Annotated in this window: 15 protein-coding genes and 2 pseudogenes; 9 read left to right on the plus strand and 8 right to left on the minus strand. The window is 68.2% G+C overall.

Annotated features, from left to right (window positions below):
• Positions 1-4 precede the first annotated feature (4 nt).
• On the plus strand, positions 5-670 hold the full coding sequence (locus tag BHQ18_RS01910; protein WP_069411859.1) for a TetR family transcriptional regulator: 666 nt from the start codon (positions 5-7) through the stop codon (positions 668-670).
• 66 nt (positions 671-736) lie between these two features.
• Positions 737-1,411, plus strand: coding sequence for a ScbR family autoregulator-binding transcription factor (locus BHQ18_RS01915; protein ID WP_069412005.1), 675 nt, complete (start codon positions 737-739; stop codon positions 1,409-1,411).
• Here BHQ18_RS01915 and BHQ18_RS01920 read toward each other — a convergent pair.
• Complete coding sequence (locus BHQ18_RS01920) at positions 1,408-1,809, minus strand: PAS domain S-box protein (RefSeq protein ID WP_069411860.1); 402 nt, start codon at positions 1,807-1,809, stop codon at positions 1,408-1,410. The genes BHQ18_RS01915 and BHQ18_RS01920 overlap by 4 nt on opposite strands.
• Positions 1,810-2,023: 214 nt before the next feature.
• Here BHQ18_RS01920 and BHQ18_RS01925 point away from each other — a divergent pair, with 214 nt between their 5' ends.
• The 3 genes from BHQ18_RS01925 to BHQ18_RS01935 all read left to right on the plus strand — a co-directional run bounded on the left by BHQ18_RS01925 (position 2,024) and on the right by BHQ18_RS01935 (position 5,367).
• Positions 2,024-3,256, plus strand: coding sequence for an acyl-CoA dehydrogenase family protein (locus tag BHQ18_RS01925; RefSeq protein ID WP_069411861.1), 1,233 nt, complete (start codon positions 2,024-2,026; stop codon positions 3,254-3,256).
• An 11-nt stretch (positions 3,257-3,267) separates the two neighbouring features.
• Positions 3,268-4,389: an acyl-CoA dehydrogenase family protein gene (locus BHQ18_RS01930; RefSeq protein ID WP_069411862.1), complete on the plus strand. Its 1,122-nt coding sequence runs from the start codon at positions 3,268-3,270 to the stop codon at positions 4,387-4,389.
• 111 nt (positions 4,390-4,500) lie between these two features.
• Positions 4,501-5,367, plus strand: a complete 867-nt coding sequence (locus BHQ18_RS01935) for a universal stress protein (RefSeq protein WP_069411863.1) — start codon at positions 4,501-4,503, stop codon at positions 5,365-5,367.
• Between the two features lie 4 nt (positions 5,368-5,371).
• Here BHQ18_RS01935 and BHQ18_RS01940 read toward each other — a convergent pair whose 3' ends face one another.
• From BHQ18_RS01940 to BHQ18_RS01950, 3 genes are read right to left on the minus strand one after another with little or no spacing between them, the layout of a single operon-like run.
• Positions 5,372-6,007, minus strand: a complete 636-nt coding sequence (locus BHQ18_RS01940; protein ID WP_069411864.1) for a TetR/AcrR family transcriptional regulator — start codon at positions 6,005-6,007, stop codon at positions 5,372-5,374.
• A 3-nt stretch (positions 6,008-6,010) separates the two neighbouring features.
• Positions 6,011-7,102, minus strand: coding sequence for an NAD(P)H-dependent amine dehydrogenase family protein (locus BHQ18_RS01945; protein WP_069411865.1), 1,092 nt, complete (start codon positions 7,100-7,102; stop codon positions 6,011-6,013).
• Positions 7,099-8,130: a Rieske 2Fe-2S domain-containing protein gene (locus BHQ18_RS01950; RefSeq protein WP_069411866.1), complete on the minus strand. Its 1,032-nt coding sequence runs from the start codon at positions 8,128-8,130 to the stop codon at positions 7,099-7,101. The genes BHQ18_RS01945 and BHQ18_RS01950 overlap by 4 nt, the downstream gene beginning before the upstream one ends.
• A gap of 102 nt (positions 8,131-8,232) precedes the next feature.
• Between BHQ18_RS01950 and BHQ18_RS01955 the strand changes: the two genes are divergently transcribed.
• Positions 8,233-9,147, plus strand: a complete 915-nt coding sequence (locus BHQ18_RS01955) for an NAD(P)H-dependent flavin oxidoreductase (RefSeq protein ID WP_069411867.1) — start codon at positions 8,233-8,235, stop codon at positions 9,145-9,147.
• Here the strand turns inward: BHQ18_RS01955 and BHQ18_RS01960 are convergent.
• Together BHQ18_RS01960 and BHQ18_RS01965 are read right to left on the minus strand one after the other, a co-directional pair.
• On the minus strand, positions 9,144-10,439 hold the full coding sequence (locus BHQ18_RS01960) for a RodZ family helix-turn-helix domain-containing protein (protein WP_069411868.1): 1,296 nt from the start codon (positions 10,437-10,439) through the stop codon (positions 9,144-9,146). The two genes, BHQ18_RS01955 and BHQ18_RS01960, sit on opposite strands and share 4 nt — an antisense overlap.
• Positions 10,440-10,593: 154 nt before the next feature.
• Positions 10,594-12,282 (minus strand): glycoside hydrolase family protein, encoded by a 1,689-nt coding sequence (locus BHQ18_RS01965; RefSeq protein WP_234794044.1) that lies wholly within the window; start codon positions 12,280-12,282, stop codon positions 10,594-10,596.
• A 424-nt stretch (positions 12,283-12,706) separates the two neighbouring features.
• On the opposite strand from BHQ18_RS01965, the gene BHQ18_RS01970 reads away from it, so the two are divergent.
• The 3 genes and pseudogenes from BHQ18_RS01970 to BHQ18_RS01980 all read left to right on the plus strand — a co-directional run bounded on the left by BHQ18_RS01970 (position 12,707) and on the right by BHQ18_RS01980 (position 17,280).
• Positions 12,707-13,678, plus strand: coding sequence for an enoyl-CoA hydratase/isomerase family protein (locus BHQ18_RS01970; protein WP_069411869.1), 972 nt, complete (start codon positions 12,707-12,709; stop codon positions 13,676-13,678).
• A 5-nt stretch (positions 13,679-13,683) separates the two neighbouring features.
• A pseudogene (locus tag BHQ18_RS30820) lies at positions 13,684-15,994 on the plus strand (CaiB/BaiF CoA transferase family protein).
• Positions 15,991-17,280 carry a hypothetical protein gene (locus BHQ18_RS01980; RefSeq protein WP_069411871.1) on the plus strand — a complete coding sequence of 430 codons (1,290 nt, stop codon included), beginning with the start codon at positions 15,991-15,993 and terminating at the stop codon, positions 17,278-17,280. Before BHQ18_RS30820 ends, BHQ18_RS01980 begins: the two are co-directional and overlap by 4 nt.
• Positions 17,281-17,282: 2 nt before the next feature.
• On the opposite strand, the pseudogene BHQ18_RS01985 reads toward BHQ18_RS01980, so the two are convergent.
• Together BHQ18_RS01985 and BHQ18_RS01990 are read right to left on the minus strand one after the other, a co-directional pair.
• Positions 17,283-17,937, minus strand: a pseudogene (locus BHQ18_RS01985) (SDR family NAD(P)-dependent oxidoreductase).
• Positions 17,934-18,518: a TetR/AcrR family transcriptional regulator gene (locus BHQ18_RS01990; protein WP_264010186.1), complete on the minus strand. Its 585-nt coding sequence runs from the start codon at positions 18,516-18,518 to the stop codon at positions 17,934-17,936. Before BHQ18_RS01990 ends, BHQ18_RS01985 begins: the two are co-directional and overlap by 4 nt.
• Positions 18,519-18,646 lie beyond the last annotated feature (128 nt).

Raw genomic sequence — 18,646 nt, forward strand, 5'->3', positions numbered from 1 at the left:
ACCAGTGACCGAACAAGTCGATAGGCGATCAGACGCCACGCGGCAACAAATCCTGCGTGCTGCCTCGCATCTGTTTGCCCGCAGCCCCTACAGCCGGGTCAGCCTCGACGACATCCTCGCCGACGCCGAGGTCACCAAGGGCGCGATGTACTTCCACTTCCGCTCCAAGTACGCACTGGCGCTGGCGATCGTCGACCTGCGGGTGGTCGAGGCCACGACATCGGTGCAGGAGGTCCTCGAGCGCAAGATGTCCGGGCTGGAGACGCTCGTCGACCTCTCCTACCTGGTCGCGACCGATGACATCGGCGACGAGACCGCCAGGGCAGGCCTGAACCTGGTCGAGTCGATCGGTCGCACCGACAGTCTGCAGTCCGATGTCCTCGGGCAGTGGGTCGACGCGTTCGCCGCGGTGATCCGCAAGGCCATCGGCGAGGGCGACATCGCCGCCGACGCCGACCCCCAAACCGTCGGCCGCCTGCTGGTGTCCATCTACATGGGCCTGCGCCAGACCAGCGACCTCGATGATCCTGATCGTTTCCTCAACGACCTCCAGGCCGCGTGGCGGCTGGTGTTACCGGGCTTGACCACACCCGACCGACTGCCCTACCTGTTCGAGTTCGTCAAGCGCCGCACCGCGGTGTCCACACGGACGGTGACCCCGCTGCGATGATCTATGATCCCGGTCCAGGCCATCACCGCCCGGTACGGCCGAATGACCCGCGGAGGTGGACCGGCGATGGGACGCCAAGCACGGTCGGAGGCCACGCGCAACCGGATCATCCTCTCCGCTGTCCAGCTCTTCGCCGAGATCGGTTATGCCGCAGCAAGTCTGGGTGACATCATCGAACGCGCCGAGCTGACCAAGGGTGCGTTCTACTACCACTTCGATTCCAAAGAGGCGCTGGCGACCGCGATCATCGAAGAGGGCAGCGACAAGATGTTCGGGGTCTTCAACCGGATCCGCAACTCGTCGGCCCCGGCCATGGAACGCATCATCCACGGCTGCTTCCTGGTGGCCGCCATGATCGGCTCGGACATGGTCGCGCGCAGCGGCACCCACCTGTTGCGCGCGTTCGGCCAGTACAACCGGTCGGCGGGGCAGATCTACGAGCGCTGGGTCGACGAGATCGTCGCGCGCGTGCAGGAGGCCGTGCGCGACGGTGATCTGCGGCCCGAACTCGACGCGCGCGCGGTCAGCGAAACGATCGTCAGCGCGATGCTGGGTGCCGAACTGCTCTCCAACGCGTCCTCGTCGGGCGCCGACGTGCTGCTGCGGATGACGCGGATCTGGGAGGTGCTGCTGACGGCGCTGGTCACCGAAGACTCGCTGGAGTACTTCCGGCAGTACCTGGCCCGCGAATCCATGCGTCACTCGGCCGATGCGGCCGACGACGACGCAGCAGTCACCTAGAGTTCGTCCACCCAGAGCTGTTCGGTCAGATCCTGGAACGTCGCCAGCGCCACCGGGTCATCGCCGCGCCGCAGCGCGGACTTGCTCATCCGCGCCCGCACGATCGACCCGTCGGCGTGGGTGAGTTCGACGATCAGGTTCGCGTGCGCACGCATCGCCGACACCGCCGACTCGTCGGGCGGCATGGTGTGGAAGATCTCGCGGAACTCCAGCGACCCGACCGTTTCGGCGTCATGACCGACCATGTCGGCGAACGCCGAGTTGGCGAAGACGATCGAGCCGTCCTCGGCGATCGCCAGCACCGGCACCGGCAGCCGATCCAGCAGGACCAGCGCCGGTAGTTCGTTGAGGACCGCCATCGGGGATGGCGGAACCTGACCCTCTCGTCGCCGCTCCACCCCAACAATTATGCCGCCGCGCCAGTGTGCTGCGATCACCGATTTCCCACCGTCGGGACGAGGCTCGCTTTGCCGACCGCCGACCGCGACACTTTCGGCCGTGACGCGCGGAGCGGCGGACACGCCAGAACGGGCATTCACTTGGTCGACCCTGCCTCGGCTGCCGCGATTAGCCAGGTTTACGGTGTGCACAGTCTGAAGACAGGGGACGACGATGGATCTGAAGTGGTCGGCCGCCGACGCCGCGTTCCGCGATGAGGTGCGCGGCTTTCTCGACGAGAAACTGACGCCCGAACTGCGCCGCGCGGGTCGCCTGATGACCAGCGTGTACGCCGATCACGAGGCGAGCATGCAGTGGCAGCAGATCCTGCACGAGCGCGGGTGGGCCGCCCCGGCGTGGCCGGTCGAGTACGGCGGCTGCGACTGGAGCCTGACCCAGCACTACATCTTCAGCCGCGAGTCGACGTTGGCCGGGGCGCCGGCGCTGTCGCCGATGGGGATCCGGATGGTGGCGCACGCGCTGATCAAGTTCGGCACCGACGCACAGAAGAACTACTTCCTGCCCGGGATCCTCACCGGCGAGGTGTTCTTCTGCCAGGGCTACTCCGAGCCCGAAGCGGGTTCCGATCTCGCGGCGCTGTCGATGGCCGCCGTGGACGACGGTGACGACCTCGTCTGCACCGGCAGCAAGATCTGGACGACGCATGCCCGCGAAGCGAACTGGATGTTCGCGCTGGTGCGCACGTCGCGCACCGGGAAGAAGCAGCAGGGCATCACGTTCGTGCTCATCGACATGAGTTCGCCCGGCATCGAGATCCGGCCGCTGGTGATGACCTCGGGTGAGGAGGTGCAGAACCAGGTCTTCTTCGACGAGGTCCGGGTGCCCAAGAAGAATGTGCTCGGAAAGATCGACGACGGCTGGACCGTCGCGAAGTACCTGCTCGAGTTCGAGCGCGGCGGCGGCGCCTCGTCACCGGCGCTGCAGGTGATGGCAGACGAGATCGCTTCGGTCTCAGCGCAACAGCCCGGGCCCGCGGGCGGCCGACTGCTCGACGATCCCGCGTTCGCCCGCAAGCTCGCCGATGCGCGGATCCGCACGGAGGTACTCGAGATACTGGAGTACCGCGTGCTCAGCGCGGTCGCCGAGGGTAAGAACCCGGGTGTGGCGTCGTCGATGGTCAAGGTGCTCTCGACCGAGTTGAGCCAGGCGATCACCGAACTGGCGATGGAGGCGGCGGGTCCGCGCGGCCGTGTCTACCAACCGCACGCGACGTGCCCGGGCGGGCCGATCTCGGAGTTCGAGCCGCCGGCCGGTGACTATCTCAGCGGCGAGCCGTGGCAGGCGGTCGCGCCGCTGCGCTATTTCAACGACCGGGCCGGTTCGATCTACGCCGGCAGCAACGAGATTCAGCGCAACATCCTGGCCAAAGCGGCTCTCGGACTCTGACAGGCGGAACGATGGACTTCAATCTGAGCAAAGAGCAGGAACTGCTGCGCGACGGGCTGACCAAGTTCCTGGCGACGCGTTACGACCTGGAGAAGAGCCGGGCGGCGGCGAAGTCGGGCGCCGGGTGGCAGCCCGACATCTGGAGCGGCCTGGCCAACGAGCTCGGCATCCTGGGCGCCGCGCTGCCCGAGGACATCGGCGGTATCGGCGGCGGACCGGTCGAGGTCATGGTGATCGCCGAGGCGCTGGGCCATGCGCTGGCGATCGAGCCCTACGTGGACACGGTCGTGGTCGCAGGCGGGCTCCTGCACCGCGCAGGCGGTGAGACGGCCACGAATCTGCTGTCGCGCATCGTCGAGGGCACCGCGATCGTCGCGCTCGCCGCCACCGAGGAGGGCTCCGGGCACAACTGGGCGGAGGTGGCGACGACGGCCGACCGCGACGGGGACGGCTGGGTGCTGCGCGGCGCCAAGATCGTCGCCGCCAGCGCACCTTTGGCGACCCACCTGCTGGTCACCGCCCACACCGCCGGCGGGATCTCGCTGTTCGTCGTCGACGCCGACGCTCCCGGCCTGACCGCGCACCACTACCGCACCGTCGACGACCGGCGCGCCTCGGATCTGACGTTCGACGGTGTGCGGGTTCCGGCCGAGGCTCTGCTCGGTGACGAGGGCGCGGCCTGGCCGACGCTGGCGCAGGCCCGCGACGAGGGCGCGGCCGCGGTGTGCTGCGAAGCGGTCGGATGTATGCGAAAAGTGGTGTCCGACACCGTCGAGTACGCCAAACAGCGCCATCAGTTCGGTCAGCCGATCGGCAGCTTCCAGGCGCTGCAGCACCGCATGGTGGACATGTACATGGAGCTCGAGCAGGCCGTGTCGGCGGCGTATCTGGCGGTGCTCAACCTCGATGCCGAACCCGACGTGCGGGCACGCGCGGTGTCGGCGGCCAAGGCGACGATCGGGCGCGCCGCCCGCTTCATCGGCCAGGAGGCGGTGCAGCTGCACGGCGGCATGGGGATGACCGAGGAGCTCGCGATCGGCCACTACTTCAAGCGGCTGACCGCGCTGCAGTACGAGTTCGGCCCGACCGACTTCCACGTGGCGCGCTACGCCGAGCTCACCCGGGCGCGATAGGGACGACCGGCACCACCGGTTTGGGACCATAGCCCCTGCCGCGGACCCGACGCTCGCCCTATGGTCGGAGGTGATGCTTCCGTCCACCGGTTCCGCTCAAAGGAGTGCGCCATGACCACACATTCGCCCGGAATCCTCGTCGGCGTCGACGGATCGACCGACTCCGAAGCCGCGATCAAGTGGGCGACCCGGCAAGCCATCCTGCACGACAAGCCGCTCATGCTGCTGCATGCGATCCCTCCGGTCGCAGTGACATGGCCGGTGGCCTATCTGGAGGCCAGCTACCTGGATTCGCAGGAGGCCGCGGCCGCGGAGGCGCTCAAGAGCGCGCAGGAGGTGGTGCGAGCCACCGCCGGTGACGCGGCGCCGCCGATCAGGACCGAGGTGGTGCACGCGAGCGGACCGTCGGCTCTGGTCGGCGCCTCCCGCGACGCGCACATGACGGTCTGCGGAACCCGCGGGCTCGGCGCGATCGCGCGCGCGCTGCTCGGGTCGACGAGCAATGCGCTGCTGCACCACGGCCGCGGACCGATCGTCGTGGTGCACGCCGAGGACGACGTCGACGATTCCGCACCGGTTCTGGTGGGCATCGACGGTTCGGCCGCCTCCGAGGAGGCCACCGCGGTGGCTTTTGACGAGGCGTCGCGCCGCGGCGTCGACCTGGTGGCGCTGCACGCGTGGAGCGACGTGGTCTACCCGGCGCTGCAAATGGAGTGGCAGGGTTACGAAGAGGAAGGCCAGAAGGTGCTCGCCGAACGGTTGGCCGGATGGCAGGAGCGCTATCCCGACGTGACAGTGCACCGCCGGGTGGTCAACGATCAGCCGGCCCGCTGGCTCATCGATCTCTCCGAGCAGGCTCAGCTCGTCGTGCTGGGTAGCCACGGCCGCGGCGGGTTCGCCGGGCTGGTGCTCGGTTCGGTCGCCGCCCGGGTGGCCCAGTCGGCCAAGGCGCCGACCATGGTCGTGCGGCCGCGCTGACGCGTCATCGGCCGGCCAGCTGCACCTCGACGTAGGAGCTGACCACGTCGATCAGGGCCCGCAGCTCGCGGGCCACGTCGATCGGCTCCTCCACCGTCATCCGGGCCACCATCGCACCCATCAACGTGGTCCAGATCAGGTTGCCGACCGCGTCGGCGCGGGGGGCGTCCAGACCCTCGGCGACGTAGCGGCCGAGCCGGGTCAGCATCGAGAACAGCTCGGCGAGGTGACGCCGGTCGACGTCGGCGCGACCGGTGCGCGTCGCGATCAGAATCTCCAGCGCGGCAACCGATGTCGGGCTCAGGAACGCGTCGGCGACGGTGTTGATCACCAGCTCTGTGCGCGCCCGGCCGGTCAGCCCGCCGATCCGGCCCTGCAGGTCACCCAGGCAGGCCACCAGTTGGTTGAAGCCCTCGTCGACGACGGCCATCAGCAACCCGTCCCGGTCGCCGAAGTGGTACTGGACCACGCCCCACGTCACGCCGGCCCGTTCGGTGATGTGTTTGGCGCTGGCGGCGCCGAAGCCCTCCTCCAGGACGCAGCGCACGGTCTCGTCGATCACCTTCGCCCGGGTGAGTTCGGCGCGCACCTGTTTACCGTTGGCCGGGCGGCGCGGAGCGACGCTGGCCGACTGCGCCATCGGCTAGCGCTTGAATCGTCCGGCGAACCCGCGCAGCGGCAGGTCGGCGCTGGTGAGCAGTCCGGGCGGAGCGGCAACGACCGACCGGATCGCGTGCAGCGCAGGCATCCCGGTGACGGTCATGCCGATCGAGGCGAACGCCTCGGGGTTGGACAGGTCGACACCGGGCTTGGGGAAGATCATGTGCTTGTTGTAGATGCACGGATCGCCCTTGATCTGGGTGATGTAGCAGCCCTTGATGTCCCAGTGCGGGTCGGTGTGCGGGGTCATCTGCCATTCCAGGTGGGTCTCCACCCGCGGCACCCCGTCGACCATGCCCTGGTACCGAATGTAGTTGCCGCCGAGCGAGCCTTTGGGCAGCTGATACCACCCGAGGTCGACATCCTTTGTGCAGGCGCCCAATTCGTAGCTGAACTTGACCTCGTCGAGTTGCAGGTCGAAGCAGTCGGCCATCATCAGCACGCTGTCGGCGAACACGCGTGTGTACTTCTCGAGCTTGCCCGGGATCTCGGGGTCGTCGACGGGCTGGCCGTAGCCGACCTCGATCCAGGTGTCCCGGGAGTGGTGGCATGACACGTCGACCGACTCGATGGTGGTGACGTTCTCGATCTCGGCGACGTCGGCCGAACACACCACGCCGAGGATCTGGTTCAGGCCCGGGTTCATCCCGGTGCCGTAGAACGTGGAACCGCCTGTGCGGCAAGCGTCCTCGAGGAGTCGGGTCACGGGTTTGCCCGACGGGTGCGGATGGTTGGTGTCGCGGTGCCAGCCGGTGATCCAGTCCGCGGTCGTGACGATGTCGATGCCGGCCTCGAGCACCCGGACGTAGAGGTCCTCGTCGGGGAACACGCCGTGGAAGGTCAGCACGTCGGGGCGCGCGGCGATGATCTCCTCGACCGTGCCGGTGGCGGTCACGCCGACCGGGTCGATGCCGACGATCTCACCGGCGTCGCGGCCCACCTTCTCGGGGGTGTAGCAGTGCAGCCCGACCAGTTCGAGGTCGGGATGCTCGCCGATCCGCTTGATCATCTCGGTGCCGAGATTGCCTGTCGCGACCTGGAAGACGCGGATCGGCGGGGTTGGTGTCGCGGTCATTCGGCAGGGCCTTTCGCTGCGGTGTGAAGGTCGGCGGCGCTGCCGCCGCGACCGTCCGGATAGAACTGGGTGGCCCACTTGCGCAACGCGGTGAACCCTTCGTACTCGGCGGTGGCCAGCGCCGGCGGGTCGGAGTACCGCTGGTGTGCCCAGATGTGCACGTCCTGGGCGAACTGGCGGATGACCTCGGCGCCGAACTGCTCGGCCTTGGCGGCCGCGCGCTCGTCGTCGCGCCCCGGGGTGCGGCCGATGTAGACCATGAAGCGGACGTCGGAGGTGCGCTCGTCGACGGGTGTGATCGCCGAGATCGTCCGGTTGTCGATCATGCCCCAACTCTTGGTCACCGCGATGCCGAGGCCGCCGTTGATCGCCTCGACACCGCTTTGCACGTCGTCGATCGACTGGTTCTCGTCACCTTCGAAGGTGATCGTGAAGTCGACGTAGGACCACGGTTCGCCAAAGTCGTGACGGGTGAACACCGGAACGATCGGCGTCTTGTGCACGAACTTGAAATGCGCGAAGTCGACGCCGTTTTCGAGCACGTACTGCGGATGCATCTCCAGGGCCTCCCGGTGGAGGGTCATCGGCGGATAGTAGTCGGCGGCGGTGCTGTCGTCACCGAAGCTGGAGAACACGTCGGGGGCTTCGAAATACGGTGCGCGACCGTCGATGTCGTGCCAGATGTAGATGGAGTCGTTGCGTTCGGTGACCGGGTAGGTGCGGATCCGTCGGCCGCGGTTCGGCCGGTCCTGGTACGGGATGCACACGTTTCGGCCCTCGGAGTTCCACTGCCAGCCGTGGAAAGGGCATTGGATGACCTCGCCCTCGACGTGTCCCCCGTATCCGAGGTGGGCGCCGAGGTGTTCGCAGTAGGCGTCCATCACCACCGCTTCTCCCGAGGCGGTGCGCCACGCGATCATCTCGCGGTCGAAGTAGGTCATCCGCCGGATCTCGCCGGGCTTGACCTCGGTCGACCAGGCCACCTGGAACCATCCGGTCGGTTTCATCGACAGGGGCGGTCTGGCCATCGACGTCCTCTCGGCCTCGCTGCGTGCTCGGACAAATCATAAAGTACTCAATGTAAATGTGGCCGGGTTCGGCCGGATCGGGTCCGCCCGCACAATGGTGCGGTGGGAAACCGAATCACTGCGTTGCTCGGCGTCGACTTTCCCGTCGTGCAGGCGCCGATGACATACATCGCCCGTGCCGAACTCGCTGCCGCCGTGTCGGAGGCCGGTGGGCTGGGGGTGATCGAGACCCTCACCGACGACGGTCGCGCCGACCTGCTGCGGGTGCGTGAGCTCACCGAGCGGCCGGTCGCGGCCAACCTGATGATCCAGGGCTGGAAGGCCGACCCGTCGATCGTCGACACGCTCGCGGCGGCAGGGGTGCGCCACGTGTTCACCTCGGCGGGTGACCCGGCCCTGTTCACCGCGCGGCTGCACGAGGCCGGGATGACCGTCGTGCACGTGGTCGGTTCCCTGAAGGCCGCGCGTAAGGCCGCCGACGCCGGAGTCGACGCGCTGGTGGTCGAGGGCGTCGAAGGCGGCGGCTTCAAGTCGATGCTCGGCGCCTCGACGATCGTGCTGCTGCCGCTGATCGCCGAGCACGTCGACCTTCCGATCATCGCCGCAGGCGGTATGTGCGACGCGAAGTCGGCGGCGGCCGCGCTGGTGCTGGGCGCCGAGGGGGTTCAGATGGGCACCCGGATGCTGGCCAGCGCGGAGGCGGCGGTGCACCCGAACTTCAAGGAGGCGATCGTCGCGGCCAACGACGCCGGGACCGTGATGCTCAACATCCCGGGCAACCCGACGATGCGGGTCCTGCACACCGGCCTGGCCGCCCGCGTCGCCGCGCATGACCCCGACGCCCCACTGCTGGGCCGGATCACCGAGCTGTACTTCGACGGCGACATGGAGGCCAGCGTCGCCAACACCGGGCAGGTGTCGTCGCGCATCGACGAGGTGCTCCCGGTCACCGAGATCGTGCGCCGGACATGGACGGAGATCGAGGCGGCGTTGACCGCCGCGCGGGGCCGGCTCTAAGCGATGCGCTCGAGCGTGCGCACCGGTTCGGAAGTGCTCTCGACCGTCCGCGCCGGCTGCGCCTCCGGGCACACCGCCCGGGTGGTGCGCGGGCCGCGCGCCCGCTGACGAAGCTTGATCAGCGAGCCCGACCGCACGACGCCGAGCGGACCCGGCCCGGCGAAGCGCGCGATGCCCGACGCCCGCAGCGTCAGCGCCGCCTTGGCCTGGCGGTAGCCCAGCCGCACACCGGCGGCGGCCACCACGAGGAGTGCGAAGACCCCGGGCAGCGCCACGGCGGCCAGCGCGGTCAGCGATGCGGGCACCAGCACCGCCTCGATGACGTGCTGGAAGATCGACTGCGCGGTGCGGGGCGGGTCCATCTTCAGCGGCACGGTCCCGGACACCGACAGCGGCTTGGTCAGATCGGCGGAGGCGACCTCGCCCAGCGACGGGCGGGGCGCCAGGGTGCCGAACAGCGGGCCGTCGTCGGCCACCGGGGTGGCCTCGACCTGTCCGGCCTGCGGCCCGAACAGCGGCGCCTCGGCAGGCGTCTTGACCTTCACCGCGTCGAAGGAGCCGCCCGCCCCGATCAACGGCTGGTTCGGCGGGACCGGCACACCGAACAGGGCGGCCAGATCACCGGGCACCTGCGTGAGCGGGGCCATCGCGCCGGCCATCGTGGTGAGCATGTCCTGCACCGACGCGATCGCGTCGCGCACCGGTGTGGTCGACGTCCGCAGTTCGGCGAGCGTGCCGGGCACGGAGTTCATCACGTCACCGAAAGTGGTGAACGCATTCGCCACCGGCCGGATCGCCTTCCACATCGGGTTGACCGGGGCGGTGACGGCGGTCGGAACCGTTGCGGGGGTGATCGGCGGTTCGGCGGCCGGGTTCGGCGCGAACGACGAGCCCGCATCGGCGGGCGTGGTCGGCGCCGGCGTCTCGGCGCCGGGCGTAGACGTCGAGGGCGTCGCGGAGTTCGAGCCGGTGGCCGGTGTCTCGGTGCCCTCGGCCGGTTCGGAGTCGCCGCCCGCGGCGTCGTCGTCGTCCTCGTTGGTGTTGAACGGGGTGGCGTCGGACTCCTCGTCCGGGTCGTTCTGCTGCGACGTGGTCGGACCGGTCGAGGTGCTTTCGTCGGTCTCGGTATCGGTCGTCGTGGTGTTCAGGGGGCCGGTCTCTTTGTCGGTGCCTGATCCGGCTCCGGACGGGCCGCCGGATTCAGTTCCCTGACTGGGGCCCGAGGAGGTGCTGCCGGACTCGTCGGCAAGCGCGATCGCAGAGCCGCTGAACAACAGTCCGGCGGCGAGCACACATACGCCCGCGGTGATGCGCAGATGTGACGTAGGAATGATCGCCTCCGTCTCCCAAAAAAAGAACTCTCGAAGAGAGTTTTCCTCCGCGATTGTTACACAAATATGGCCCCGCAATACAGCGTTATCGCAGAGTTCCCGCAGGCCCGAGCCGTTAACGCTGACCGGTGAGCGATCCGAGCAAACCGCCGAGCAGAGTGAGTACCGCATGAATGGGATTACCTGCTGGCGGTTTCGGTGTCGAAGTGGCAGGCGGCGGGGTTGTTGGCAACGTTGTCGTCGGAATTTGTGACGTCGAAATCGGAGTGGTCGGAACCGTCGATGTGGTGGTGGTCGGGGTGGCGCCGGGTCCGTGGCCGGCGTTCCAGGTGATCCGCGTACCCGCCCACGGCGTCCAGGTGATCTTGCCGTTCTCGAACTCCATGGTGGTGCCGGTCAGACCGCCCGCCTCGTCGGTCAGGGCCACCCCGAGTTCGGGCACCCACGCCGCGGCCATGTGGCCGCTGCCCGAATGCGCGCCGGTGGCCGGCGAGTACCAGACCCGCAGGCCGTTGGCCTTGTTGAAGTCCTGATAGCCGTCGGCGAACGGCCCGACGGGGCTCACGACGTAGAGCCCGGCCTTGATCGCCACGGCGTTGGGTGAGGTGACGAATCCGGCGGCCGTCTCGTAGACCGTGTTCACAGTCCGGACCTGCGCCCACAGGTTGTCGGTGGTCCGGTAGACCGGCGACAGCGGCGTGCCCGAGGCTTCGTCGGTGTAGGCCGCGAACCGGACGAACTCGGCCGATTTCGCGATCGTTCCGGAAGCCCCGGCCCGCACCGTCGGCTGCGCGGGTTTCGGCGTCCAGTCGGTGTTGTAGATGCCGACCGTCTCGTCGGCCGCCAGGCTGCCGGTGCGACGGTCCCGGGTGGTGTAGACGAACATCGGCCCGGTGTAGGGCAGTTCCTGCCACTTGAGCAGCATGTCGGCGAGGAACTCGTGCTGCCTGGCCGCGCCGCCGCTCGAGACCGGTTGGCCGTATTCGGTGGACCAGATCTTCTTTGCCTCGTCACCGTTGGCGACCATGATCTGCCGGATCTGCATCAACTGCAGAACGGGTGAGTTCGCGATGCCCACACCCGCCGAGAACTTCAGGCTGTAGTGATACGGATGAAAAGTCAGCGCGTCGAAATTGGGTTTGGCGCCTGCCGCGTACATGCGGGTCACAAACGCGACCGGGTTGATCGCCATCCCGTGCACGTCGATCACCGATCCGACGCTTGCGCCGAGCACCTCGATCGACGGGTCGATCGCCTTGATTTTCGGATACGCCGCCTTGAGTAGATCGACATATCCGGCGGGATCCGGGGCGGGTGTATAGAAATAAATCGCATTCGGTTCGTTCCAGATTTCGACCGCCGCGATTTTGCCGAGGTATCGGGTGACGACTTTGGCGACGAATTCGCCGTAAGCCTCCGGCGAGGCGGGCCGCCCGCTCAGATACTGCCCGCCCGGGCCGACCGCCCACTGCGGCGTCGAGTTCACCATCGCGACCACCGCCAGACCTCGAGACGCCGCGGAGTTGACGGTCTTGTCGACGGTGCGCCAGTCGAGCTTGCCCCGCGTCGCCTCGACGCCCGCCCAGGGCACCATCAGGCGCACCGCTTTCACGTTGTCCGCCCGCAGCGTGTCCATCGTCCTGTCGACGTCGGCCTGCGTCATCCCGTAGACGTCCGAGTCGGCGATGGCCGTGGTCGTCGGCGCCGGGTCGATCGTGACCGTGGCGACCGCGATGACCCGCCGGGGTCGCTGCCGGGCCGGGTCGCCGGCGATGGCCGTCGTGGCGACCAACCCGATCGTCATCGCGATCGCCAGCGTTCGCGCCGGCGCCAATCCCGCGCGCCGCCTCCGCCGCCTGCTGTGACGCACGTTCCACCCTCACGGTCATCGACAGCAAGCCGGGATGGCTTTGCTGCAGGCCTCATCTTGGCGCGATATGGTGCGGTAGCGACGGATGTTGCCGGTGTGTCGCGTGTGCTGATCTTGAAGTTCCGGCGGCACTCTCCCGTCAATTTCTAAGCGAAAGGTACAAACAGCCCGGGCGGCGAGCACCGCTGACAAACTGATCTTCGACGATGACGTGTCGCGTCAGCCGGTGTCTGCGAAAGGCGGGTCTCGACGCGATCTGTAACTTCGCCTCTGACGAGTCCCGTTGCGTCACAGGCGTTCAGCCGTCCCCCGGTCGGGGGGCGCAGACTCAGGTAAGCACCGAATAGAGGAGATCAGGTTGCCAGATCACGATTACGAAGAGATGAAGCGCGAAGCCGAACAACACATCCGGTTCGAGAAGGACCGCAAGAACCGGATCGCCTACATCACCTTCGCCCGTCCGGAGGCGCAGAACTCCACGACAATGGGCATGCGCCAGCTCTATGCCGATCTGATCCACAAGTGCAACGTCGACGACGACGTCAAGGTGGTCGTCATCCGCGGTGAGGGCGAGGACTTCGGCAGCGGCGGCGACCTGCCCGAACAGCGCGACATGCTGGAGAACCCGGGCATGCCGCTGCTGCACGAACTCGCGATCAACGACGATGACGTCAGGTACCCGCCAGGCGGCTCATACCGGTACCTGTCGACGGTGACCGACTTCTACGCCAAGGCGCGGGCCGGTAACCGTCCGCTGCAGGAGCTTCGCAAGATCAGCATCATCGAGGCCAAGGGCTACTGCTACGGCTGGCACTTCTATCAGGCCGGCGACGCCGATCTCGTGATCTCCTCAGACGACGCGCTTTTCGGCCATCCTGCGTTCCGTTACGTCGGCTGGGGCCCGCGGTTGTGGTGGTGGGCCGAGACGATGGGCCTGCGCAAGTTCTCCGAGATGCTGTTCACCGGGCGCCCGTTCAGCGCCAAGGAGATGTACGAGTGCGGCTTCCTCAACAGCGTGGTCCCCCGCGACCAGCTCGAAGCCGAGACCGAGAAGTACGCGCTGGCCTGCTCGAAGTCGCGTCCCACCGACACCGTCGCGGTGCAGAAGACGTTCCTCGAGCTCTACAAGCAGCACAAGGGCGAGTACTTCGGCAGCCTGCTGACCGGGATGGTCGAGGGCATGCTGCCGCTGATCCAGAACGACCAGCAGAACGACGTCGACCTCACCGAGGGCACGTTCGAGAAGGGACTCAACAACGTCGTCAAGGACAACGATCTGAACTTCCCGCCGGAGTGGCGTCTGAGCCGGTCGGGACGCAACAAGCCCTGACCGGCATGTCGGCGCTGACGGGCTTCCGGATCGTCGAGATCGCCGAGCGGGTCGCCGGCGAGTACTGCGGCAAACTGCTCGCCGATCTGGGAGCCGACGTCGTCAAGGTCGAGCGTCCCGGGAGCGGCAGCCCCACCCGGGCGGCCGGCGGTGCGCTGTTCGCGTACCTGAACACCGGCAAGCGTTCGGCCGAGCTCGACATGGCTGACGTGCACGAGTTGATCGCCACCGCCGACGCCGTGATCGACGACCACGGCTCGGCGTGGGCCGTCGAGCACGGGCTCACCCAAGCCGACATCGCCCGTCGCCATCCCGGCGTGGTCTTCTGTGCGGTCACTCCGTACGGCCGCAGTGCGCCGCCGGAGTACGACAGCGCGGTGAGCCTGAACGTCTTTCACGGCAGCGGCTGGGGGTACCACACCCCCAGCCACGCCGACGCGGACCGGCCGCCGCTGAAGGGTCCGGGCCGCTACCTCGCCGACTACGAGGGCGGACTCGATGCCGCCCTGTGCGTTGCGGCGGCGTTGTTCGACCGGATGCACACTGGCCGCGGCGAGTTCATCGACGTGTCGCAACAGGCCGTGCTGGTCTCGCGGGCCGACTGCATGCTCGGCCGCTTCCTGAGCGGTGAGATCGCGCCACAGAACCGCCGCGACGACTACGACCAGGCAGGGCCGGCGTCGTTCTTCGCCTGCCGCGACGGCTTCGTCTACCTGTACATGACCAGCAGCACGCACTGGCGGGGCCTCAAGCAGCTGATGGGCATGCCGGCCTGGCTCGACGAATTCGCCGAGGACTGGCTGGAGTTCGGCGTCACGCGGCAACGGGTCGCCGACTTCCGGGTCGGCTTCGCAGAGTGGGTCCGTGACCGCCCCGGCGCGGCCACCGCCGAAGCGGCGCAGCGCCTGGGTGTCCCGTTGGTGCCGGTCAACACCGCCGACGACCTGCTGGCGTCCCCGCAGTACCGCCACCGTCAGTTCTTCCGCGAGGTCACCGATCCCGTGCTGGGCACCGCCGCCTACCCCACCGCCGGGTACCGGCTCAGCGCATCGGACGAGCCGCCCTCTGCCGCACCGCGTCTGGGACAACACACCGCGGAGGTGTCGGTTGCACCCCGGCGCCCGCCCGCGGTGCTGGCGCCGCAACTCAAGGCGCCACGGCGCGCGCGGCGGACCGCTGCAGGGCGTGCGGGTGGTGTCGCTGACCAAGGTGTGGGCCGGGCCGTACGCGGGCAAGCTGCTGGCGTTTCTGGGCGCCGAGGTGATCAAGGTCGAGAATTCTCAGGCGCCCGAGGAGATGCGCGCGTACGGCGGCACCGACATCAACCATGCGCCGTACTTCCTGAGCATCAACCCCGAGATCCTCAGCGTGGACCTGGACATCAAATCCGCCCGCGGCCGGGATGCGTTGCACCGCCTGATCGCCCGCAGCGACATCGTGCTCGACAATCTGCGGCCCGGCGCCATGGCACGACAGGGGCTCGGGCACCGTCAGCTGACCGCGCTCAAGCCCGACATCATTTCGGTGTCGATCAAGATGTGGGGTGACGACGGTCCGCTGGGGCACCAGACGGGATATGCCCCGTGCTTCGCCGCGCTGGCCGGTGTCGCGGCGCTGGTCGGGTATCCGGGAGGTCCGCCGCTCGGGGCCAGCATGCGCTACGGCGATTCCACCGTCGGAGCGGCCGCCGCGTTCGCCGCCGTCGCGGCACTTCTGCACCGGGAAAGCACCGGCGAGGGCCAGTTCGTCGACGTGTCGGCCGTCGAGGTGCTCTCGTCGATGATCGGCGACCGCCTGCTCGAACACAACCTGACCGGTGAGCCGCTCGGCCCGGACGGCAACCGGCATCCGGACATGGCGCCGCACGGCTGCTATCCCTGCCGCGGCGCCGAGTGGATCTCCGTCGCGGTCGCGGATGACGCCGGGTGGCAACGACTCTGCGATGTCCTCGGGGCGGACAGGCTCGTCGACGACGTCCGCTACCGCGAAGCGGCGGCCCGTCACCGGAACCTGGAAAGCCTCGATGCCGAGTTGGGCGCGTCGACCCGTGAGCACGACGCGGCCGACCTCGCGCACCGCCTGCGTGTCGCCGGTGTCGCGGCGGCCAAGAGCGCCACCGCTACCGATGTGATCGGCGACCAGATGCTCTGGGAGCGCGGCGCGTACCGGTTCGTCTCAGACCGGGTGGAGGGGCGGCGGCCGGTACTGGGACCGCCGTGGCAGATGACCCGGGCAGCGGAGATCCACAGCGGTGCACCCGATCTCGGTGAGCACAACGACTACGTGCTCGGTGAGCTTCTCGGACAACGGACATGACGGCCTCTTCCGCGCCGGTGAGTGTCCGCGGTGACGCGACGGGATTGACGATTCCCGCGCATGTCGACGGGTTACGCAAAGCGGGCACCGCGTTCCTCACCGAGGCGTTCCGGACCTACGGCGCGCTGGCCCGCGACAACGAGGTGGCCGCGATCGAACGCCTCGAGGAGGTGTCCGGCGGCAGCACCGGGCGCAAGGCCGTGCTGACCGTCCGCTACGCGAAGCCCGAGCCGGGTGCGCGCACCGACTTGTTCGTGAAGTTCTCCCGGGACTTCGACGACGCGGTCCGCGACATCGGGCGGACCCAGATGGAGGCCGAGGCCCGGTTCGCGGCGCTGGCCCGCACGCCGGGGTTTCCGATCGCGGTGCCCGACACGCTGTTCGCCGACTACCACCGCGAGTCCGGCACCGGGCTGCTGATCAGCGAACGAATCCCGTTCGGCCGCGGCGACATCGAACCCCAGTATCACAAGTGTCTGGACTACGAGATGCCTGAGCAGGCGGAGCATTACCGGGCGCTGGTGACCGCTCTGGCCAGGCTGGCAGGCACCGAGCGTTCGGGGCGGCTGCCCGCGCGTCTGGTCGGCCAGTTTCCGGTGGACCTGCAGGCGGCGACGGTCGGCGAGCGTCCGACCCTCACCGCCGAACGACTCGACCGCAAGCTGACCCGGCTCACGGAGTTCGTCGCGCAGCACCCGGGCCTGTTCGCCGAAAATCTGCGGTCCCCGGAGTTCCTCCGGAGTTTCACCGCCGAGGCGCCGGAGTTGCTCGGCCGTGAAGCCGACGTGTGGCGCCTGCTGGTCGAGGACGCCGACTATCTCGCCCTGTGTCACTGGAACGCCAACGTCGACAACGCCTGGTTCTGGCGCGGCGAAGACGGCGAGCTGCGGTGCGGGCTGATGGACTGGGGCTGCGTGAGTCGGATGAATGTCGCGATGGCCGTCTGGGGTTCACTGTCGGGCGCCGAAACCTCTTTGTGGAACGGTCATCTCGACGAGCTACTGGATCTGTTCTGCACCGAGGTGTCCGCCAGCGGCGGGCCGGATCTCGCGCCCGCGGCGCTGGAGCGCCGGCTGGTTCTCTACGCGACGCTGATGGGCGTCACCTGGCTGCTCGATGTCCCTGCGTTGATCCGTAAACGTCTTCCCGACGCCGGGCCGGACACGACGCGCACCGATCCGCGGATCAAGAACGACGAAGGTGTGCGCGCGCCGCTGCAGATGCTGAACAATGTGCTCAACCTCTGGCAGACAAGAGGTTTGAGCGCCGCACTTGCCGAGCTCTGACGTCAGCTGTCCGGGTAGGTGACGGCCGTCATGCGTTCGGACAGCTGCCACAGCGCGCGGCTCTGGGCCTCGCTGCCCACTGCCGACGGAATCTTGGCGAATCCGACTCCCCCACCGGCTGTTTCGTACAGGCCGCGAGGCCCGTAGTAGGCGCCGCCCTCGGCGGCGGGCGACGCGGCCGCGTACAGCGTCGGCTTGATGCCTTCGTAGGAGGCGCCGCTGAGCAGGTTGGTCTTCGTCAGGCCGGGGTGCGCGGCGTTCGACATCAACCCCCAGCCGTGCGCGCGACTGCGCCGGTCGAGTTCTCTGGCGAACATCAGCTGCGCAAGCTTTGCCATTCCGTACGAGCACACCGGCGTTGTTGATCAGGATGTCGATCGGCCTGCCGTCGGCAATCAGACGTTCACCGAGCGCGGCAACGCTTTTCAGCGAGGCGAGGTCGAGGTCCACGACGACGGTTGCGGCGTCGGGCACGATCCGGCGGATCTGCTCGATGGCGGCCTCGCCCTTTGCGCGACTGCGCACCGCCAGCAGCACGTCGACACCGGCCGCCGACAGTTCTCTGGCCAGGCCGAACCCGAGTCCGCTGTTGGCGCCGGTGACCACGGCCAGGCGCCCCGACAGATCGGGCACGCGCAACTGTAAACCGCCGCTCACCGGATGCCGGCCGTCGACCTGACCGGCGCCTGCCACAGGCCGGTGATCGCGTCGGTGAGCCCCTCGGCGGCCCGCGGCCACGGGGAGCGGGTCGCACGGCGCGCGGCCAGGGCGCCTTCGTGTTCGGCGCAGGTGTGCATGAGGAGGTTTCGTGCCATCACGATCCGCTCGTAGCGGACCCGCTTGGGAAGGTCGGCGAGGCATCCGGTGATGCCGTCAATCACCTGCACCAGGTACGGCGAGGACATCGCGTCCTTGGTGACCACCTCGCGGTAGGCCGGGTCGGCCATGGCCTGCGCCGCGAAGCGCGCATACCAACTCGGGTTGCCGAGTTCTTCCAGATGCCCGGTCAGCGGGCGCACCAGGCAGTCCACCCAGTCACTCAGGCCGGCCGACGGGCCGAGGTCGGCGAGCATCCCGGCCCGCAGTTGCTCGATCGGGACGCGGTGCTTGGCTTCGATGGCCCGCAACAGGTCGGTACGGGTTCCGAAGTGGTAGCAGACCGCGGCGTTGTTGCCTTGTGAGGCGGCGTCGCTGATCTGCCGGTTGGACACCGCGTGCATACCGCGCTCGGCGAACAACCGCTCGGCCTGGTTTTCGCCGAGTTCTGCGCGAGGGCTGCCGAAACAACCCCGAGCACGACCCTCGCGCAGATCTCGACGACAAGTTCGGCCTTGCCGATCCCCCACGACGCCCGCACGATGAGACG

This window comes from Mycolicibacterium flavescens, assembly GCF_001722335.1.
Lineage (GTDB): Bacteria > Actinomycetota > Actinomycetes > Mycobacteriales > Mycobacteriaceae > Mycobacterium > Mycobacterium flavescens.

Coding starts and splice junctions, on each gene's coding strand:
- BHQ18_RS01915 (WP_069412005.1), top strand. CDS start 737: ATGGGACGCCAAGCACGGTCGGAGGCCACGCGCAACCGGATCATCCTC.
- BHQ18_RS01925 (WP_069411861.1), top strand. CDS start 2,024: ATGGATCTGAAGTGGTCGGCCGCCGACGCCGCGTTCCGCGATGAGGTG.
- BHQ18_RS01930 (WP_069411862.1), top strand. CDS start 3,268: ATGGACTTCAATCTGAGCAAAGAGCAGGAACTGCTGCGCGACGGGCTG.
- BHQ18_RS01935 (WP_069411863.1), top strand. CDS start 4,501: ATGACCACACATTCGCCCGGAATCCTCGTCGGCGTCGACGGATCGACC.
- BHQ18_RS01940 (WP_069411864.1), bottom strand. CDS start 6,007: ATGGCGCAGTCGGCCAGCGTCGCTCCGCGCCGCCCGGCCAACGGTAAA.
- BHQ18_RS01945 (WP_069411865.1), bottom strand. CDS start 7,102: ATGACCGCGACACCAACCCCGCCGATCCGCGTCTTCCAGGTCGCGACA.
- BHQ18_RS01950 (WP_069411866.1), bottom strand. CDS start 8,130: ATGGCCAGACCGCCCCTGTCGATGAAACCGACCGGATGGTTCCAGGTG.
- BHQ18_RS01965 (WP_234794044.1), bottom strand. CDS start 12,282: ATGACGATCGGGTTGGTCGCCACGACGGCCATCGCCGGCGACCCGGCC.
- BHQ18_RS01980 (WP_069411871.1), top strand. CDS start 15,991: ATGACGGCCTCTTCCGCGCCGGTGAGTGTCCGCGGTGACGCGACGGGA.